General features: G+C 68.6%; 14 protein-coding genes. 5 read left to right on the top strand and 9 right to left on the bottom strand.

Translation table 11 applies throughout. The features are described from left to right. The first annotated feature begins 3 nt into the window (after positions 1-3). Together COC42_RS17530 and ahcY are read left to right on the top strand one after the other, a co-directional pair. Positions 4-201, top strand: a complete 198-nt coding sequence (locus COC42_RS17530) for a sterol desaturase family protein (RefSeq protein WP_141395864.1) — start codon at positions 4-6, stop codon at positions 199-201. A 75-nt stretch (positions 202-276) separates the two neighbouring features. Next, the gene (ahcY, locus tag COC42_RS15515) at positions 277-1,704 is read left to right on the top strand and encodes an adenosylhomocysteinase (RefSeq protein WP_096344284.1); all 1,428 of its coding nucleotides are present in this window, start codon (positions 277-279) and stop codon (positions 1,702-1,704) included. 98 nt (positions 1,705-1,802) lie between these two features. Here the strand turns inward: ahcY and mfd are convergent, their stop codons facing one another. Both mfd and COC42_RS15505 read right to left on the bottom strand, forming a co-directional pair. After that, complete coding sequence (mfd, locus tag COC42_RS15510; RefSeq protein ID WP_096344283.1) at positions 1,803-5,282, bottom strand: transcription-repair coupling factor; 3,480 nt, start codon at positions 5,280-5,282, stop codon at positions 1,803-1,805. A 136-nt stretch (positions 5,283-5,418) separates the two neighbouring features. Beyond that, on the bottom strand, positions 5,419-5,685 hold the full coding sequence (locus COC42_RS15505; protein ID WP_096344282.1) for an FAD assembly factor SdhE: 267 nt from the start codon (positions 5,683-5,685) through the stop codon (positions 5,419-5,421). A 74-nt stretch (positions 5,686-5,759) separates the two neighbouring features. Between COC42_RS15505 and recG the strand changes: the two genes are divergently transcribed. Next, entirely contained in the window at positions 5,760-7,820 is a 2,061-nt protein-coding gene (recG, locus tag COC42_RS15500; RefSeq protein WP_096344281.1) for an ATP-dependent DNA helicase RecG, read from the top strand. On the opposite strand, the gene COC42_RS15495 is transcribed toward recG, so the two are convergent. The 4 genes from COC42_RS15495 to mutS all read right to left on the bottom strand — a co-directional run bounded on the left by COC42_RS15495 (position 7,817) and on the right by mutS (position 12,618). After that, positions 7,817-9,001: a glycosyltransferase gene (locus COC42_RS15495; protein ID WP_096344280.1), complete on the bottom strand. Its 1,185-nt coding sequence runs from the start codon at positions 8,999-9,001 to the stop codon at positions 7,817-7,819. The two genes, recG and COC42_RS15495, sit on opposite strands and share 4 nt — an antisense overlap. Positions 9,002-9,056: 55 nt before the next feature. Next, positions 9,057-9,485 carry an OsmC family protein gene (locus COC42_RS15490; protein ID WP_096344279.1) on the bottom strand — a complete coding sequence of 143 codons (429 nt, stop codon included), beginning with the start codon at positions 9,483-9,485 and terminating at the stop codon, positions 9,057-9,059. A 90-nt stretch (positions 9,486-9,575) separates the two neighbouring features. Beyond that, entirely contained in the window at positions 9,576-9,890 is a 315-nt protein-coding gene (locus COC42_RS15485; RefSeq protein ID WP_176484719.1) for a glycine zipper 2TM domain-containing protein, read from the bottom strand. Positions 9,891-10,038: 148 nt separating this feature from the next. Further along, complete coding sequence (gene mutS / locus COC42_RS15480) at positions 10,039-12,618, bottom strand: DNA mismatch repair protein MutS (RefSeq protein ID WP_096344552.1); 2,580 nt, start codon at positions 12,616-12,618, stop codon at positions 10,039-10,041. A 160-nt stretch (positions 12,619-12,778) separates the two neighbouring features. On the opposite strand from mutS, the gene COC42_RS15475 reads away from it, so the two are divergent. Beyond that, on the top strand, positions 12,779-15,037 hold the full coding sequence (locus tag COC42_RS15475) for an NADP-dependent malic enzyme (RefSeq protein WP_096344278.1): 2,259 nt from the start codon (positions 12,779-12,781) through the stop codon (positions 15,035-15,037). Positions 15,038-15,042: 5 nt separating this feature from the next. Further along, entirely contained in the window at positions 15,043-15,687 is a 645-nt protein-coding gene (locus COC42_RS15470; protein ID WP_425442867.1) for a peptidylprolyl isomerase, read from the top strand. A gap of 6 nt (positions 15,688-15,693) precedes the next feature. On the opposite strand, the gene COC42_RS15465 is transcribed toward COC42_RS15470, so the two are convergent. From COC42_RS15465 to COC42_RS15455, 3 genes are read right to left on the bottom strand one after another with little or no spacing between them, the layout of a single operon-like run. Next, on the bottom strand, positions 15,694-16,230 hold the full coding sequence (locus COC42_RS15465; protein WP_096344276.1) for a methyltransferase domain-containing protein: 537 nt from the start codon (positions 16,228-16,230) through the stop codon (positions 15,694-15,696). Next, complete coding sequence (locus COC42_RS15460; protein ID WP_096344275.1) at positions 16,227-17,561, bottom strand: APC family permease; 1,335 nt, start codon at positions 17,559-17,561, stop codon at positions 16,227-16,229. Before COC42_RS15460 ends, COC42_RS15465 begins: the two co-directional genes overlap by 4 nt. Continuing rightward, complete coding sequence (locus tag COC42_RS15455; RefSeq protein ID WP_096344274.1) at positions 17,558-19,333, bottom strand: cation:proton antiporter domain-containing protein; 1,776 nt, start codon at positions 19,331-19,333, stop codon at positions 17,558-17,560. Before COC42_RS15455 ends, COC42_RS15460 begins: the two co-directional genes overlap by 4 nt. Between the last annotated feature and the right edge of the window lie 48 nt (positions 19,334-19,381).

The raw sequence follows: 19,381 nt of genomic DNA, 5'->3' as shown, positions 1-19,381 counted from the left end.
CCCTTGATAGCGCAGGGAGCGTTCACGCCGTTGTGGGACCGGCTGTTCGGCACCGCCTGGATGCCGCGCGAGGGTGAATGGCCCGACACCGGCATCGCCGAGCTCGACCAGCCGCGCACCGTCGGCGACTGGCTGTCGCTGCCCTTCCGCTTTCGCAATACCGACAAGGTCGACTCGAAGTCGGTGGCCAGCCACATATAAAGATATCTTTATATCGAGTTTGCGTTCCGCCTGGGAGTTCGCTAGGGGACGGCCACGCTATCGCGATTCAGGAGAATGATTGTGGCCACCGCCCCCGTCCTCGAGACGCAGGATTACGTCGTCAGCGATCTGTCGCTCGCCGAGTTCGGCCGTGCGGAGATCAAGATCGCCGAGACCGAGATGCCGGGCCTGATGAGCCTGCGCGAGGAGTTCGGCGCGTCGCAGCCGCTGAAGGGCGCGCGCATCACCGGCTCGCTCCACATGACGATCCAGACCGCGGTGCTGATCGAGACGCTGACCGCGCTCGGCGCCGATGTCCGCTGGGCGACGTGCAACATCTTCTCGACGCAGGACCATGCCGCGGCCGCGATTGCCGCCGCCGGCATCCCGGTGTTCGCCGTGAAGGGCGAGACGCTGGCCGATTACTGGGACTATGTCGGCGAGATCTTCGACTGGGATCGTGACGGTTCGGGCACGACGGCCAACCTGATCCTCGACGACGGCGGCGACGCGACCATGTTCGCGCTGTGGGGCGCGAAGCTCGAGGCCGGCGCGACGCTGCCCGAGCCCGAGAACGCCGAAGAGGTCGAGTTCCAGCGCGCGCTCAAGGCCTTCATCGCACGCAAGCCCGGCTATCTGACCGAGACGGTCAAGAACCTGAAGGGCGTCAGCGAAGAGACCACCACCGGCGTCCACCGGCTCTATGAGATCGCCAAGAAGGGCGAGCTGCCCTTCCCGGCGATCAACGTTAACGACAGCGTCACCAAGTCGAAGTTCGACAACCTCTACGGCTGCAAGGAATCGCTAGTCGACGCGATCCGCCGCGCCACCGACGTGATGCTCGCGGGCAAGGTCGCGGTCGTCGCGGGCTTCGGCGATGTAGGCAAGGGCTCGGCGGCGTCGCTCCGCAACGGCGGCGCGCGCGTGCTCGTGACCGAGATCGACCCGATCTGCGCCCTGCAGGCGGCGATGGAGGGCTATGAGGTCGTGACGATGGAGGAGGCCGTGGGCCGCGCCGACATCTTCTGCACCGCGACCGGCAATGCCGACGTCATCACCGCCGATCACATGAAGGCGATGAAGCCGATGTCGATCGTCTGCAACATCGGCCACTTCGACAGCGAGATCCAGATCGCGGCGCTGTCGAACTACAAGTGGACCGAGGTGAAGCCGGGCACGGACCTCGTCGAGTTCCCCGACGGCAAGCAGATCATCGTGCTGGCCAAGGGCCGCCTCGTGAACCTTGGCTGCGCGACCGGCCACCCGTCGTTCGTCATGTCGTCGAGCTTCACCAACCAGACGCTCGCGCAGATCGAGCTGTGGACGGCCGGCGAGAAGTACGAGAACAAGGTCTATGTCCTGCCCAAGCACCTCGACGAGAAGGTCGCGGCGCTGCACCTCGAAAAGCTGGGCGTGAAGCTGTCGAAGCTGTCCGAGAAGCAGGCAAGCTATATCGGCGTGCCGGTCGAGGGGCCGTTCAAGCCGGATCACTATCGCTATTGATTTGGTCGGAGCGGGGTGACCCGCTCCGGTTCAAGCAAGATGGGCGCGGCTTCCGATCGGAGGCCGCGCCCGTTTTGTTTGTCAGCTTGGCGGGACGGTCAGCCCGCCGCCTTCGCCAATCCACGACTGATCTGGAGCGCCGCGTTCAGGCGCGCCTTGGGCGTCGCGAACGGGCGATTGACCACCAGCCTCATGTCCGGGCGCAGCTTCGCCGTTCCCTCGAGGCGCCCGACATAGGCCATCAGCCCGTCGACGTTGGGAAAGTAATCCTTGGCGAAGCTGATGAGCGCGCCCTTCGGCCCCACGTCGAGCTTGGCGATGCACGCCTTCTTCGCGTTGAGCTTCGCCTCCATCAATATGAGGAGGTTCTCGGTCGCCTCGGGCAGCTTGCCGAAGCGATCGATGAGCTCGGCGGCGAACGCCTCGATCCCGCGGCGGTCCTCGACGTCGTTGAGGCGTCGGTAGAGGCCCATGCGCAGGTCTAGGTCGGGGATGAAGTCCTCCGGCAGCATGATCGGCGCGTCGACGGTGATCTGCGGCGAGAAGTCGGTGGGCTTGAGGTCGCCGTCGTCGGCGGTGCGGCCCGACTTGGCCTCCAGAATCGCCTCCTCCAGCATCGCCTGGTAGAGTTCGTAGCCGACTTCCTTGATGTGCCCCGACTGCTCGTCGCCAAGCAGATTGCCCGCGCCGCGAATGTCGAGGTCGTGGCTGGCGAGCTGGAACCCGGCGCCCAGCGAATCGAGGTCGGAGAGTACCTTCAGTCTTTTGTCCGCCGCCTCGGTCATCAGCCGTTCGGGCGGCGTCGTGAGATAGGCATAGGCGCGTGTCTTCGCTCGCCCGACACGGCCGCGCAGCTGGTAGAGTTGCGCCAAGCCGAACTTGTCGGCGCGGTTTACGATCATCGTGTTGGCGCTCGGGATGTCGAGGCCGCTTTCGACGATGGTGGTCGAGATCAGCACCTCGAACTTCTTGTCGTAGAAGGCGGACATGCGCTCCTCGACCTCGCTCGCCGCCATCTGGCCGTGAGCGACGACGTAGCGGACCTCGGGCACTTCGTTGCGGAGGAACTCCTCGATCTCGGGCAGGTCGGCGATGCGCGGGGTGACGAAATAGCTCTGCCCGCCTCGATAATGCTCGCGCAGCAGTGCCTCGCGCAGGACGACGGGGTCCCACGGCATGACATAGGTGCGCACCGCAAGGCGATCGACCGGCGGCGTCTGGATCACCGACAAGTCGCGCAGGCCGGACATCGCCATCTGGAGCGTGCGCGGGATCGGCGTGGCGGTGAGGGTAAGGACATGCACGTCGGCCTTCAGCGCCTTCAGCCGTTCCTTGTGAGTGACGCCGAAGCGCTGCTCCTCGTCCACGATGACGAGGCCGAGGCGCTTGAAGTCGAGACCCTTGGCGAGCAGCGCATGCGTGCCGATGACGACGTCGATCGTACCGGCGGCGAGCCCCTCCTTCACCTTCTTGATCTCGGGCGCGGGGACCAGGCGGCTGATGCGGCCGATGTTGATCGGGAACCCTTCGAACCGCGCGGAGAAATTGGTGTAGTGCTGGCGCGCGAGCAGCGTGGTCGGACAGATGACCGCGACCTGCATCCCGGCCATCGCCGCGACGAAGGCGGCGCGCAGCGCCACCTCGGTCTTGCCGAAGCCGACGTCGCCGACGACCAGACGATCCATCGGCTTGCCCGATCCCAGATCGCCGAGCACATCGTCGATGGCGCGATCCTGATCCTCGGTCTCCTCATATGGGAAACGATCGAGGAAGGCGGGGTAGCCGCCGGCATCGGGCTCGGCGACCTGGCCGGGGCGGAGCGCGCGCTTGGCGGCGGTCTTGATGAGCTCGCCCGCGATCTCGCGGATGCGCTCCTTCATCGCCGCCTTGCGCCGCTGCCAGCCCTCGCCGCCGAGCCGGTCAAGGCTCGCGCCCTCTTCGCTCGATCCGTAGCGGCTCAGCACCTCGAGGTTCTCGACCGGAACGTAGAGCTTATCGCCGCCGGCATAGGTCAGTGCGACGCAGTCGTGCGGTGCCTTTTGCACCGGGATCTGCGTCAGCCCCTCGTACCGGCCGATGCCATGATCGACATGGACGACGAGGTCGCCGGGCGACAGCGTGGCGAGTTCGGCGAGGAAGGCGTCGGTCGACTTCTTGCGCTTCTTTCGCCGGATCAGCCGGTCGCCGAGCATGTCCTGCTCGGTCAGCACCGCGACGCCCGGGGCAGTGAAACCGTGGTCGAGGGGCAGGACGATCAGGCTGACGCCGAAGCTTTTCGAGGTGTCGGCCTTGCCCAGTGCCTCCTGCCACGTGTCGGCCAGCACTGCGCCCTTCAGCCCGTGATCGACGAGCAGGCCCATCAGCCTCTCGCGCGCACCGCCCGAATAGCTGGCGAGGATCGGCTTGCGGCCTTCTTTCCGCAGTTTCTCGACATGCTCGGCCACCGCCTCATAGACGTTGGCCTGCGCGGTCCGCTCGGGCGTGAAGTCGCGCGGGCCGTCGACGCCGAAGTCGAGGACACGGGCGCTTTCGGGCTCGTGGAAGGTGGTGACGAGGTGCGCGGGGGCCTCCTCCACGCGCTTCGCCCATTCCTCGGCGAGGAGGTAGAGCTGGTCCTGGCCGAGCGGGCGATAGCTGCCCGGATCGCTCGACTGGGCGCGGACGCGGTTGGCCTGATAGTCGGCGATCCCCTCGAACCGCGAGTCCGCCGCCGACACGGCATTGGCGTCGCGGACGATGACGGCATCGGCGGGCAGATGGTCGAACAGCGTCTCCAGCCGCTCTTCGAACAGCGGCAGCCAATGCTCCATGCCGGCGAGGCGGCGGCCGTCGCTGATCGCCTGATAGAGCGGATCGCCCGTCGCGGTCGCGCCGAACCGCTCGCGGTATCGGGTGCGGAAGCGCTTGATCGTGTCCTCGTCGAGCAACGCTTCGGACGCTGGAAGAAGGGTGAAGCCGTCGATCCGGCCGGTCGTTCGCTGATCGGCGGGGTCGAAGGTGCGCACGCTCTCGATCTCGTCGCCGAAGAAGTCGAGGCGCAGCGCCTGTTCGGCGCCCGAGGGAAACAGGTCGACCAACCCGCCCCGGATCGCGAACTCGCCCGCGTCATGCACGGTATCGGTGCGGACATAGCCGTTGCCGGCGAGCAAGGCGGTCAGCTTGTCGAGCGAGATGCGCTCGCCGGGCGCGAGGCGGGCGACGAGCTGGCGGACGCGGAAGCGGGTCAGGACGCGCTGCGTCGCGGCGTTGACCGTCGTCAGGAACAGGCGCGGGCGCGTCGGCTTCTGCTGAAGCGTGTGGAGCGCCGCCAGCCGCTCCGACATGACGCGGAGCGACGGGCTGGCGCGGTCGTAGGGGAGGCAGTCCCAGGCGGGGAACTGCACGACCTCGATCTCGGGCGCGAAATAGGGCGCGGTCGCGGCGATCGCGCGCATTTCATTGTCGTCGGTCGCGACGAACACCGCGCCGCCGGACGCCGCACGGGTGAGGTCGGCGAGCAGCGAGGGAAGGAAGCCGCTCGGCACGCCCGCGAGCGTGAGGGGATGCTTTGCGGTGAGGATCTTCGAGAGGTCGGGCATCAAACGCCTTGATTGGTCACGTTAAGAGCCGTGCGTATTGGGCTTGTCGAAGCACTGTCCTTCTTGGCAATGGCCGGAAGGCAGGACAACGCTTCGACAGGCTCAGCGCGAACGGATTTTTGAGGTCACTCGCTGCCTATTCCGCGATCGGCACGTAGTTCAGCGCCTCCAGCGCCTGCATCATCGGCCCACGATATTCGGGCGGCACCGGCTGCGAGCCCGTCGCCCAGCCCATGATGTCGACATCCTGTTCCTCCACCAGCCGCTCGAACAGGTCGATCTCCGCATCGCCCCAGCCGCCATGATGCCGGTCGAAAAAGCCGCCGATCAGCAGGTCCGCTTCCTTGGTCCCGCGGTGCCAGGCACGAAAGCGCAGGCGCTTGAGGCGATGTTCGCGATCCATGGGCGATCCTCCAATGCCGAATGGCCGGCGGGCGCTGGCGGCGGCCGTCGGCTGGTGTATGGGGCGAAATAGGCATGCGACCCCAATTGCTCAATCCGCTGTTTGCAGAGATCACCGCGCTCAAGGGCGTGGGACCGGCGCTCGCCAAGCCGCTCGAACGGCTGAAGATCGCGCGCGTCGTCGACATGGCGTTCCACCTGCCCACCGGCTATGTCGATCGGGTGCGGCGCGACCGGCTTGATCCAGCCGACGCTGGGCTGGTGATCGCGATCGTGCTGACCGCGATCGACTATCGAACGTCCAGCGGTCGTGGGCCGACCCGGGCGATCGCCACCGACGGCGCGGGCAATGCCGTCGCGCTCACCTATTTCGGCGGCCATTCAGGCTGGGTGAAGAAGCTGTTTCCGCTGAACGAACCGCGCTTCGTGTCGGGCAAGCTCGAAACCTATGGTGAGATGCTCCAGATTGTTCACCCCGACATCGTGGTTGCGCCCGAAGAAGCCGAGACGGTCGGTGGGCGGGAGGCGATCTATCCGCAGTCGGAGGGCATCAACTCGAAGCGCCTTGCCGGGTTCGCCGCGCAGGCGATCGAGCGCGCCCCTGACCTGCCCGAATGGATCGAGCCGAGCGTGTTGGCACAGCGGCAATGGCCCGGCTGGCGGGAGGCGCTGGCGCGCATCCATGCCGACCCCAGCGACGGGCCGGCGCGGGCGCGGCTCGCCTATGACGAGCTGTTCGCCAACCAGTTGGCGCTGCTGCTGGTGCGCGGCGAGGCGCGGGCGAAGCGAGGGCGGGCGCTCGCCGGGGACGGGCGGCTGCGTGCGAGGCTGAACCTGCCCTACACGCCCACCGGCGCACAGTCGCGGACGGTGGCCGAGATCGAGGGCGACATGGCGCAGGCGCGGCCAATGCTCCGGCTGCTGCAGGGCGATGTCGGGTCGGGCAAGACGCTGGTCGCGACGATGGCGCTGCTGATCGCGGTCGAGGGCGGGGCGCAGGGCGCATTGCTCGCGCCGACCGAGATTCTCGCGCGGCAGCATTACGAGAACCTGTCGCGCACCCTGTCGGGCATCGCCCGCGTCGCGATCCTGACCGGCCGCGACAAGGGGCGGGTGCGCGAGGCGACGCTGATGGGGCTTGCGGCGGGGGAGATCGACATCCTGATCGGCACGCACGCGATCTTTCAGGAGGCGGTGACGTACCGTGACCTCGGCCTCGTCGTCGTGGACGAACAGCACCGCTTCGGCGTTGCGCAGCGGATGCTCCTCCAGGCCAAGGCCGAGCGGCCGCCGCACCTCCTCGTCATGACCGCGACGCCGATCCCGCGCACGCTGACGCTCGCCCAATATGGCGAGATGGACGTGAGCCGGCTCGACGAGATGCCGCCGGGGCGCGAGCCGATCGAGACGCGGGTGGTCTCGGAAGACCGGCTGGCCGAGGTGATCGAGGGGCTGGGCCGGCACCTCGCCGGCGGGGGCCAGGCCTATTGGGTCTGCCCGCTCGTCGAGGAGAGCGAGAAGTCCGACATGGCCGCCGCCCAGATGCGCGCGGAAGTGCTGCGCAAACGCTTCGGTGAGGACGCGGTGGCGCTGGTCCATGGTCGCATCAAGCCGCCCGAGAAGGATGCGGAGATGGCGCGCTTCTCTTCGGCGCGCGCGGGCGTGCTTGTCGCGACGACGGTGATCGAGGTCGGGGTCGACGTGCCCAACGCCACGCTGATCGTCATCGAGCATGCCGACCGCTTCGGCCTCGCCCAGCTGCACCAGTTGCGCGGGCGGGTGGGGCGGGGTGGCGGCAAGTCGATCTGCCTGCTGCTGCGCGGCGGCGGGTTGTCCGAAACATCGCGGGCGCGACTGGCGCTGATGCGCGAGACCAATGACGGCTTCGTCATCGCCGAGCGCGATCTCGAACTGCGCGGCGCGGGCGAACTGCTCGGCACGCGCCAGTCGGGGGAAGCGGCGTTCCGGCTGGCCGCCCCCGAGATGCTGGGCGAGCTGCTGCCCGTCGCCAATGCCGACGCGCGGCTCCTCGTCGATCGCGATGGGGGGCTCAGCGGGCCGCGGGGGGAGGCGGCGCGGCTGGCGCTCTATCTGTTCGAGCGTGATGCCGGCGTCGCGCTGCTGCGGTCGGGTTAAGCCCGTTTCTGTCCGCCAAGTCGGCTGCGGACCAATGTTTGAAGGTGAGCGCGCAACGTCTCGGCATTGCGCTCCCAGGAGAAGCGCGCCGCGGCGGCACGGACCAGTTCGCGGTCCGGCGGCGCGTCCAGTAGCTCATTGATCGCCGCCGCGAACGCCTCTGGCGTCCGATCGACGATCCGCCCGGCCTCAAGCCGGTCGACCACCTCGCGCGCGCCGCCGGCGTCAGGGATGGCGACCGGCGTGCCGCTCGCCAGCGCCTCGACCCAGGCATTGGCGAGCCCCTCCGACGACGATGCGAGGGCCATCACGTCTGCGGCGGCGAGGAGCGGGGGCAGGGCATCATGCGCGATCGGCCCCAGCAGCCGCACCCGGTTGCCGACGCCAAGCCGATCGATCTGCGCCTGAAGCGCCGCGCGCTCGGGGCCGTCGCCGGCAATGCGCAGCGACACGCCGGGCAGCCGCGCGACAGCATCGATGACGATATCGTGCCCCTTGCGCGGGATCAGCGCGCCGATCGAAGCGACGAGCGGCCCCTCGACCCCGAGCGCCTTCCGCGCCGTCGGATCGGGACGAAAGCGCGTCTGGTCGACGCCAGTGTGGTGCACGGCGATGCGGTCCGCGGGCATGCCCAGCGCGATCATGTCCTCGCGCATCGCCGCGCTGACCGCGAGCAGGCCGTCGGCCGCCTCGCCCGCCGCGTGCACTGCAGCGGCAGTGGCAGGCGATCGGCCCCAGTGGTGGATGTCGGCCCCGCGCGCCTTGATCGATACCGGCACCCCGAAGCGCCGGCCGAGCGCCACCGCGGCCGGACCGTCGGGAAAGAAGAAGGAGGCGTCGATCACGTCGAACGCAAAGTTGCGGCGGATGCGCTCGAGCGCTGGCGTCAGCGCTCGGGAAAGCATTGCCGCGTGGAAGCGGCCGCTCGTGGCGGGCAGGTTGAGGAAGCGCGGCCGCTCGACCGCAAGCCCCTTCCACATTTCGGCTCGCGGCAAACCCGCCAGCCCGCGATAGCTCGGGTACCGCGACAGCGGGAATGGCGGCAGGCCGACCGGCGCGACCACCCGCACCTCGGTCTCTGGCAGCGCCGCCAACCCGAGCGTCTGTCGCTCGACAAACACGCCGAAGTTCGGCCGCTTCGCGTCGGGGAACAGCGTGGATAGCGTAAGGGCGCGCAGCATCGCGCCCGTCTAGCGCGGGAAGGTTAAGCGATCCGCCACCTTCCCGCGCCGTGCATCACGCGTTGAGCGTATGCTCGAGCGTGATCTCGGCATTGAGCAGCTTCGAGATCGGACAGCCGGCCTTGGCCTCGCCCGCGATCCGCTCGAACTCGGCGGGCTCGATCCCGCCGACTTGCGCCGCAAGGGTCAGGGCAGAGCGGGTGATCTTGAAGCCGTCGCCGTCCTTGTCGAGCGTCACCTTCGCGGTGGTCTCGAGCGTTCCGTCCGTGTAGCCGGCGCCCGCGAGCGCGAAGCTGAGCGCCATGGTGAAGCAGGAGGCGTGGGCGGCGGCGACCAGCTCCTCGGGATTGGTGCCGGGCTCGTCGGCGAAGCGGGTGTTGAAGCCATAGAACTGGTCCTTGAGCACGCCCGACTGGAGCGAGACGTGGCCCTTGCCCTCCTTGCCGAGGCCTTCATATTTCGCGCTGGCGCTGCGGGTCGTCATCTCAGGCTTCTCCTTTGTGGGTGCGTCGCCCAAACGAAAAGGGCGGGCAATGGATGCCCGCCCTTCGTTACATCTTTTCGGATGATCGCGTCAGCGGCAGCGACGCTGGCCGCTGCGCTCGATCTCGCGGCCTGCCAGCGCACCCGCACCGGCCCCGAGCAGCGTGCCGAGCGTACGGTCGCCGCGCGTGTCGATCGTGCGGCCGACCAGCGCACCCGCGACACCGCCGACCAGCAGACCGGTCGTGCCATCGGGCTTGCGGCAGTAACGGCGACCGTCACGACCGCGCCACTCGCGGTACTTGTAGCGCTTCTGCGCCGAAGCCTCGGCCTTGGTGGTCGGGACCACCGCGGCGGCGGGAACGATCAGGCCGGCGGCGGCAACCGCCATCATCAGATTACGCATGGTTCAAACTCCCTAATTCTCAATCTCGCCCCTCTGAACGTCGGTTTCGGCAGAGAGTTTCATGAACGAAACGTTCAGCCGATCCGGCGTTCCCGGTGAAGCTGCACTAGGCCGATTCGCCTGAACGGGGCGTGGGCCGCTCGTTCATCTAACGCGCAGGTTCGGCGGCCAGCGACTTGAGCCTGTAGAGCGCGTCGAGCGCCTCGCGCGGGGACAGCGCATCGACGTCGATGGCGGCGAGCATGTCCCGTAGCGCATCGACCTCCTGCGCCTCCTGCTCCGCGGCGGCGGCAAATAGGGGCAGGTCGTCGAGACCCGCGGCCAGACCGCCGGTCTTCGCCCGCCCCGCCTCCAGCTTCGCCAGCACAGCCTTCGCCCGCGCGACCGTCGCCGGGGGCAGGCCGGCGAGCCGGGCGACGGCAATGCCGTAGCTGCGATCGGCGGGGCCAGGGGCGAGCTCGTGAAGAAGGACGAGATCGCCCTTCCATTCGCGCGCGCGGACATGGTGGAGGCGGAGCGCCTGGCACCGCTCGGCGAGCCGCGTCAGCTCGTGATAGTGCGTCGCGAACAGGCAGCGGCAGCGATTGACCTCGTGGATCGCCTCCACCACCGCCCAGGCGATGGCGAGCCCGTCATAGGTCGAGGTGCCGCGCCCCACCTCGTCGAGGATGACGAAGCTCTGGGGAGTCGCCTGAGCAAGGATCGCGGCGGTTTCGACCATTTCGACCATGAAGGTCGAGCGCCCGCGCGCAAGATTGTCGCTGGCGCCCACGCGGCTGAACAGGCGATCGACCAGGCCGATGCGCGCGCGGGTTGCGGGGACGTAGCTGCCCGCCTGTGCAAGGACGGCGATCAGCGCGTTCTGGCGCAGGAAGGTCGACTTGCCGCCCATGTTCGGCCCGGTGACGAGCCAAAGGCGCGAGTCCTCGCCGAGCGCACAGTCATTGGCGACGAAGCGCTCCGCTCGCTTGGCAAGCGCTGCCTCGACCACCGGATGGCGGCCGCCCTCGACCTCGAAGCAGGCGTGATCGACCAAGGCGGGGCGCGACCACCCGCCCTCGACCGCTCGTTCGGCAAGGCTTGCGGCCACGTCGATCCGGGCGAGCGCATCGGCGGTGGCGGCGATCGGCTCGCGCCGCGCCATCGCTTCCTCGATCAGCGTTTCGAGATGCGCGGCCTCGGCAGCGAGGGCATGGTTGCCCGCCTGAGTCACGCGGAGCGCGGCTTCATGCAGTTCGGGAGCGTTGAAGCGGACGACGCCGGCCAGCGTCTGACGATGAGTGAAGCCGCTCCCCTCGGCCATCAGCTTGTCGGCGGCGCGCGCGGGCACCTCGACATGATAGCCGAGCACGCCGTTGTGGCGGATCTTGAGCGCGGCGATGCCGGTACGGGTGCGATATTCGGCCTCGAGCGCGGCGATGACGCGCCGGCCCCCGGCGCCGGCCGCGCGCAGGTCGTCGAGCGCGGGATCGAACCCCTCGGCGATGTAGCCGCCCTGCGCCGTCTCGATCGGCGGCGCGGGGACAAGCGCGCGCTGCAAAAGGTCGATCAGTGCGCCGTGCCCCCGCAGTCGCGGGCCGAGGTCGGCGAGGAGCGGGGGCGGCGCGGCTATCTTCGACAGGCTCTCGCCGAGTTGCCACGCGGCGTCGAGGCCATCGCGCAACTGGCCAAGGTCGCGCGGGCTTCCGCGTCCGGCGACGATGCGGCCGAGCGCGCGGCCGATATCGGGCAGCGCGCGCAGCTTCGCGCGCACTCGCTCGCGGAGACTACCCTCGTCATGGAAGCGTTGGACGAGATCGAGCCTGGCGCCGATTGCGTCGCTGTCCATCAGCGGTGCGGAGAGGTCGGCGGCAAGCAGCCGCGCACCGGCGCCGGTGACGGTGCGATCCACGGCGTCGAGCAGACTGCCAGCCCGCGCACCGGCCTGCGTGCAGGTAAGCTCAAGGCTTTCGCGCGTCGCCGCATCGATCGCCATCGTCGCACCGCCGGCGTGACGGACGGGCGGGCGCAGGAACGGGAGCGCGCCCTTCGCCGTATGGTCGAGATAGGCGATGAGGCCCCCCGCCGCCGCCAGCGACGCACGGTCGAACTGGCCGAAACCGTCGAGCGTGGCGACGCCATACAGCGCCTTCAGCCGCGCCTCTCCCTTCGCGCTGTCGAACTCGCCGCGCGGGCGATAGACGGTGGCCTCGACTGGCGACCCCTCGGCGACGACGGTCTCCGCCGGCGACAGGCGAGCGAGCGTGGCGCCGAGTGCCGCGGCGTCGGTCTCGAACAGCTCGAACCGGCCGGTCGACACTTCGGCGGCGGCCACGGCGACCGCGCCGCCCGCCTCGCCCACCGCAACGCACCAGTTGGCGACGCGCGAGTCGAGCAGCGCCTCCTCGGTCAGCGTGCCCGCCGTGACGACGCGGACGATCGCGCGCGCGACCAGCGCCTTTGACCCGCCGCGCTTCTTGGCTTCCTCTGGCGTCTCGACCTGTTCGGCGATGGCGACGCGGTGCCCGGCCTTGATGAGCCGCTGAAGATAGGCGGTGGCGGCGTGGATCGGCACGCCGCACATCGGAATCTTCTCCCCGTCATGCTCGCCGCGCGCGGTCAAGGCGATGTCGAGGACAGCGCTGGCGACCTTCGCATCGTCGAAGAACAATTCGAAGAAGTCGCCCATGCGATAGAAGAGCAGGCAGTCACCCGCCTCTTCCTTCAGCGTCAGATATTGCGCCATCATCGGCGTCGGCGCGCTGGTTGTCATGGGCGGTGGAAGGGGGCGTCCGCGATCATCCCCGGCCTTTAGGCGGCAGCTAACCACTTGCCTAGCGGGGTTGCCCTTCGCGGCCCGAGCGGCCAAGAGCCGTAGCGTCATTCCCGTCCCCGGAGCGCTGCGCAGCATGACCGATGTACCCGCCGACCAGTTCACCGAGCGCGAGGCGCTGCGTTTCCATGCGGAGGGCCGGCCGGGCAAGATCGAGATCGTCGCATCGAAGCCGCTGACGACGCAGCGCGACCTGGCGCTCGCCTATTCACCGGGCGTCGCCTGGCCGGTGAAGGCGATCGCCGAGGATCCGTCGACCGCCTACGACTATACCGCCAAGGGCAATCTCGTTGCCGTGATCTCGAACGGTACCGCTATCTTGGGCCTCGGCAATCTCGGCGCGCTCGCCTCGAAGCCGGTGATGGAGGGCAAGGCGGTGCTCTTCAAGCGCTTCGCCGACGTTGATTCGATCGATATCGAGCTGAAGACCGAGGACGTCGATCGCATCATTGACGCAGTCGAGCTGATGGAGCCGAGTTTCGGCGGCATCAACCTTGAGGATATCAAGGCACCCGAATGCTTCATCATCGAGCAGACGCTGCGCGAGCGGATGAACATTCCCGTATTCCATGACGACCAGCACGGCACCGCGATCATCACCGCCGCGGGCCTCATCAACGCCTGCCTGCTGACGGGGCGGCGGCTCAGCGATATCAAGGTCGTCGTGAACGGCGCGGGCGCGGCGGCGATCGCCTGCACCGAGCTCGTCAAGGCGATGGGGGTTCGCCACGACAACGTTATCATGTGCGATCGCACGGGCGTCATCTATCAGGGGCGCGACGACGTGAACCAGTGGCAGTCGGCGCACGCCGCCGCCACCGAGGCGCGCACCCTGACCGAGGCGCTACACGGCGCCGACGTGTTTCTGGGTCTGTCGGCGGCGGGCGCGCTCAAGCCCGAGATGGTCAAGGACATGGCGCCCGCGCCGATCATCTTCGCGATGGCCAATCCCGAGCCCGAGATCCGGCCCGAACTCGCCAAGGCGGCGCGACCCGACGCGATTATCGCAACGGGCCGGTCGGACTATCCCAATCAGGTCAACAACGTCATCGGCTTCCCCTTCATCTTCCGCGGCGCGCTCGACGTGCGGGCGACGGGGATCAACGACGCGATGAAGATCGCTGCCGCCAACGCCATCGCCGAGCTGGCGCGCGACCGGGTGCCTGACGAAGTGGCGGCGGCCTATGGCGTGCAGCACAGCTTCGGCCCCGAATACATCATTCCCGCGCCCTTCGACCCGCGACTGATGGAGGTCGTGTCGGCTGCCGTTGCCAAGGCAGCGATGGACTCGGGTGTCGCGACGCGGCCGATCCTCGACATGGCGGCTTACCGCACCAGCCTGCGCGCGCGGCTGAACCCGACCACTGCGGTACTCAGCCTTGCCTATGAGGGCGCGCGCGCCCGGCCGAAGCGCGTCATCTTCGCCGAGGGCGAGGAAGAGGTCGTGCTGCGCGCAGCGATCGCCTTTCGCGACGGCGGCTACGGCACGCCGGTGCTGGTCGGCCGCGACGACGTGCACGATCGGCTCAAGGCGCTCGGCGTCGCCGATCCCGAGAGCTTCGAGGTGCATAACAGCCGCATCTCGCCGCTCGTCCCGGCGATGGTCGACTTCCTCTACGCCCGCCTTCAGCGGCGCGGCTTCTTGCGCCGCGAATGCGAGCGGATGGTTAACCAGGACCGCAACATCTTCGGCGCGCTGCTCCTCCAGCTCGGCGAGGGGGATGCGATGATTACCGGCGTCACCCGCGCCTATGCCCAGTCGATGCGCGAGATCAAGCGCGTGATCGACCCGGCGCCCGGCCGCACGCCGTTCGGCATCCATGTGCTGGTGGGCCAGACGCATACCGTCTTCATCGCGGACACGACCGTCAACGAGCGGCCGACCGGCGAGGAACTGGCGGACATCGCCGAGGCGACGGCGCAGGTCGCGCGGCGCATGGGCCACGAGCCGCGCGTTGCGTTCCTCAGCTACTCGACCTTCGGCAATCCCGAGGGCAAGTGGCTCGACAACATCCGCGAGGCGGTGAGCGCGCTCGACAAGCGCCAGCCGGGCTTCGAGTATGAGGGCGAAATGGCGCCCGACGTCGCGCTCAACGCCAAGCAGCTCGCCAACTATCCCTTCGCCCGCCTGTCCGAGCCAGCCAACGTGCTCATCATGCCGGGCCTTCAGTCGGCCAACATCTCGGCCAAGCTGCTGCGCGAGCTTGGCGGCGACCAGATGATCGGGCCGATGCTGATCGGGATGGAGAAGAACGTCCAGATCGCGCCGATGACCGCGACGGCGAGCGACCTCGTGACGCTCGCGGTGCTGGCGGCGGGGGGCATGGCGCGCTGACCTTGCTGACGCGGCGAGGGCTGATCGCGGGCGGTGCGGCGCTGCTGGCCGCCCCGCGCGCGGCCGCCGCGCGCGAGCCGGCCGTCGTGCGGGTTCGGATCGTGACGCCGGTGGGTGCGATCATCGTCGCGCTGGATGCGCGGCGGGCACCGGCGACGACCGCCAACTTCCTCGCCTATGTCGATGACGAGCGGTTCGACGGCACGCGCTTCTATCGCGCGGCGCGATCGAAGAAGATCCCCGGCACCGGTTTCATCCAGGGCGGGATCCAGACCGACGCGCGCCGCATCCTGCCGCCCTTTGCGTTCGAGCCGACGACCAAAACGGGGCTGCGCCATGTCGATGGCGCGATCTCGATGGCGCGGGGGGCCAATCCCAAGTCGGCGGGCGGCAATTGGGTGATCTGCGTCGGCCCGGCGCCACAGCTCGACGGGCGCGAAGGTTATTTGGGCTATGCCGCGTTCGGGCGGGTTATCGCCGGAATGGCAGTCGCCAAGCGGATCCTGGCGGTGCCGACCGGTGGCGGGTTCGATGCGATGAAGGGCCAGATGATCCTGAGGCCCATCCCGATCCTGCGCGTCGAGCGGATCGACGGTGTCAGGAAGCCGACCGGCCGCCCCAGAATGTGGCTTCTCTTCAAGAAGCGGTGACGCGGCTCATCGTTTGGGCACGCGCCACAGGAAGATGCGGCGGCCGCCGATATCGCGCTCGGCCTCGGGCTGCCAGTCGCCCATTCGGAAGGCGTGGCTGACGATCCGGGTGCCCGGCTTCAGCTGCATCAGCCGCGGGCGCAGCTTTTCATTGAGCGAATCGAGCAAATAGAGCGTGACCACGCTCGCGTCCGAAAAGTCGGTGGTGAAGATGTCGTCCTGTTTAAACGTCACCTTGCCCTCGACGCCTTGCGCGCGCGCATTCTCGCGGGCCTCGCCGATGCGGGTGGGGTCGATGTCGATGCCCGTCGCCTTCACGCGGTTGCGCTTGACCGCGGCGATCGGGATGCGTCCGTCGCCCGAGCCCAAGTCGTAGAGCACATCCCCGTCCTTAAGTTCGGCAAGGTCGAGCATTGCCGCCACCACCTCGGGCGGGGTGGGAACATAGATGACGTCGGGCAGTCGCTCGGGCGGGTTCTGTGGCGGGGTCTGGCCAATGGCGGGCGCAGCGATCAGGGCAAGGCAGAGCATCAGCGATTTCATGACGCCATCTCCGTCGCGGCCGGTTTCAGGAACAGGAGGAGCGCCGCGCCCGCCGCCAGCACCGCGCACCCCGCAAGCGCGCCCCAGCCGGTATAGGTGAGGCTCGACCACAGGAGATAAGCGGTCGTCGCGCAAAAAAGTGCCGGCGTCACCGGATAGAGCGGCACACGGAAGGGCCGCTCGATCGCGGCGTCGCGCCGGCGGAGGATGAACAGCGACAGGCCGGTAAGCAGCAGAAACAGCCAGAAGACCGGCGCGGTGTAGTCGACCACCAGCGCAAACCCGTCACGTGCGGCCGCCCCGGCGCCGACCAGCAGCAGGGCGATCGCCGCTTGCGTAAGCAGCGCATTGGCGGGCGTATCCCGCGCCTCGTTCCAGCGGCCCAGCCAGCGGAGCGCCGGATACTCGCGGCCGATCGCGCAGGTCGTCCGCGCGCCGGTGATCGCGGTCGCGTTGGCCGAGGTCAGCGCCGCGATCGCGACGGCGCCGGCGATCAGCGCGGCACCGGTGGGGCCGAACGCGGCGCGTGCGACCTCTGCCGCGACCGCCTCGCTCTTTGCCACCCCGTCAAGGCCGAGCGCGTTAACGAAGGCGAGGTTGGCGAGGACGTAGAGCGCGGTGACGAGCGCGAGCCCCGCGACGAGGACCGAGGCGATGCGCCGCTTGCTGCCACGCACCTCCGCCGACAGATACGCCGCCTCGCTCCACCCGCCATAGGTGAGGAGGACGTAGACGAGCATCAGCCCGACCGATCCGCCCCCGGCCGTCACCGGTGCGGGGGGCGCGCGATCGGCGGCATAGCCGGCGACGATCAGCAGCACGAGTCCTCCGACCTCGGCCAGCGTCAGCCAGCGCTGCACCGCCGCCCCCTCGCGCACGCCCAGCCAGTTGATCGCGGTGATGACGATGACGGCTGTACCCGCCCACAGACTCGAGCCGACGGGGCCGAGCGGCAGCAGCGCCTGAAGATAGTCGCCGCAGACATAGGCGAGGAGTGCCAGCGAGCCCGTCTGGATGACGGCCAGCCGCGCCCAGCCATAGAGGAAGGCGATGCGTGGGCCGTAGGCGAGGCCGAGAAAGTGATAGTCGCCGCCGACATGCGGATAGGTGGCGGCAAGCTCGGCATAGCAGAGGGCGCCGACGATCGAGAGCAGTCCGCCGGCGACCCAGACCGCGACGAGCGCGCCCTCGCTCCCCGCCATTCCCGCGACAAGGGCAGGGGTGCGAAAGATGCCCGCACCGATGACGATGCCGACGATCAGCGCGAGCAGGTCGATCGGCCCCAGCGTCGGCCGCGGCCGGCCAAGGCCGGCCTGTGCGGGCGTGCTCAAGCTTCAGCCTGGCGGACGCGGCGGATGCGCGGCTCGCGCTCGAGCCCGGCCGCGTCCTTGATCGTCTTGCGCATCTCGTCGCGCTTCTCGTGGATCGAGGCGATCACCGGCCCGACCGCGACGCCCAGATCGACGAGCAGTGCCTCCGACAATTGCAGCGAGCTTTCGAGCGTTTCGGGCACCGCGTCGGTCGCCCCCGCGCGATAGAGCGCGGCGGCGTGCGCGGCGTCACGCGCGCGGACGATGATCGGCAGATTGGGCACCCAGCCGCGCACCCGCCGCGTCAGCCGGACGCTCAACACCGGATCGTCCATCGTGATGACCAGCGCCTTGGCATGGCCGAGGTTCAGGCGATCGACCATGTCCGATCGCGCCACGTCGCCGAACTGGACGTGATAGCCCTCGGCGCGCGCCATGTTGACGACGTCGATATCGGCCTCGATCGCGAGATAGGGCTTGTCATGCGCGCGCAGCATGTCGGCGATGGTGCGGCCGACGCGGCCGAAGCCGACCACGACGGTGCCGTTCGACACGACACTGCCGAGGTCCGCAGGTTCGGTCGGCCCGCCTGCTTTAGCCTCGATCCGTCGGGCGATCAGGCGGCCGCCCTTGGCGAGGAGCGGGGTGATCGTCAGGCCGATCGCGGTAACGGTGGTCCAGAACGCCGCGGTCGACGGCTGGATCAGCCCCGCCGCGCCCGCCGCCGCGAGCACGATCAGCGTGGTTTCCGAGGGGCTGGCCATCAGCACGCCGGTTTCGGCGGCGACGCCCGGCCGCGTGCCCGACAGGCGAAGCGCAACCATGGTGACGAGCGTCTTGACCGCCATCACCCCTGCGATCGCCGCGAGCAGTTCGGGCCAGTACCGCGCGACGAGTCTGAGATCGAGCGCCATGCCGACCGAGATCAGGAACACGCCGAGCGCCAGTCCCTTGAACGGCGCGGTGATCGCGTCGACCTCCTCATGATATTCGGTCTCGGCGATCAGAAGACCGGCGAGCAGCGCGCCGACGATCGGCGACAGGCCGGCCGCCGCGGTGGCGAGGCTGGCGACGATGACGACAAGCAGGCTGGCGGCAAGGAACAGCTCGGGGCTTTTCGTCCGCGCCGCTTGTCCGAACATGCGCGGAAGGACAAGGCGCCCGGCGACATAGAGCGCGACGATGGTGATGCCGCCGGCGATCGCAACCTCCGCCAGCCCGTTCCAGCCCTCGTCCGTGGCGGTCGGCGCGAGCGCGCCGAGCATGAAGATGATCGGGACGAGCGCCAGATCCTCGAACAGCAGCATCGCGAACGCGCCGCGCCCGATCGCGCTGGTAGTGCCCGCGAGCGGGAGAACGAGCGCGGTCGAGGAAAGCGCGAGCGCCAGGCCCAGGCCGATGGCGCCGCCCCATGCCTGTCCCATCAGGTAGAGTGCAGTGCCGATCAGCAGACCCGAGATCACGAGCTCCGCCGCACCCAGCCCAAACACCTGCACGCGCATCGCCCAGAGCCGCCGGAACGACAGCTCGAGCCCGATCGAGAACAGGAGCAGGATGATGCCGAACTCGGCGAACGGCTCGATCGCCTCGGCGTTCGAGATGGTGACGAAATAGAGCCACGGATATCGGTCGACCATCGAGCCGAGCGCGTTCGGCCCCACGAGAATGCCGACGAGGATGAAGCCGATCACCGGGCTGATCTTGAAACGCGCGAAGGCAGGGATCACCAGCCCGGCGGAGCCGAGGATGACGAGGGCATCGGAAAGCCCGCTGTTCCGGATGTCGAGCGCCATGTCCGCCACTTAAGCCGGTGGGGGCGGTGCTGTCAGCCGCTAATACAC

This window comes from Sphingomonas spermidinifaciens, from assembly GCF_002351485.1.
Taxonomy (GTDB): Bacteria; Pseudomonadota; Alphaproteobacteria; order Sphingomonadales; family Sphingomonadaceae; genus Sphingomonas; species Sphingomonas spermidinifaciens.
The sequence above is the reverse complement of the archived record's forward strand: the minus strand, read 5'-3'. Positions and strand labels throughout refer to the sequence as shown.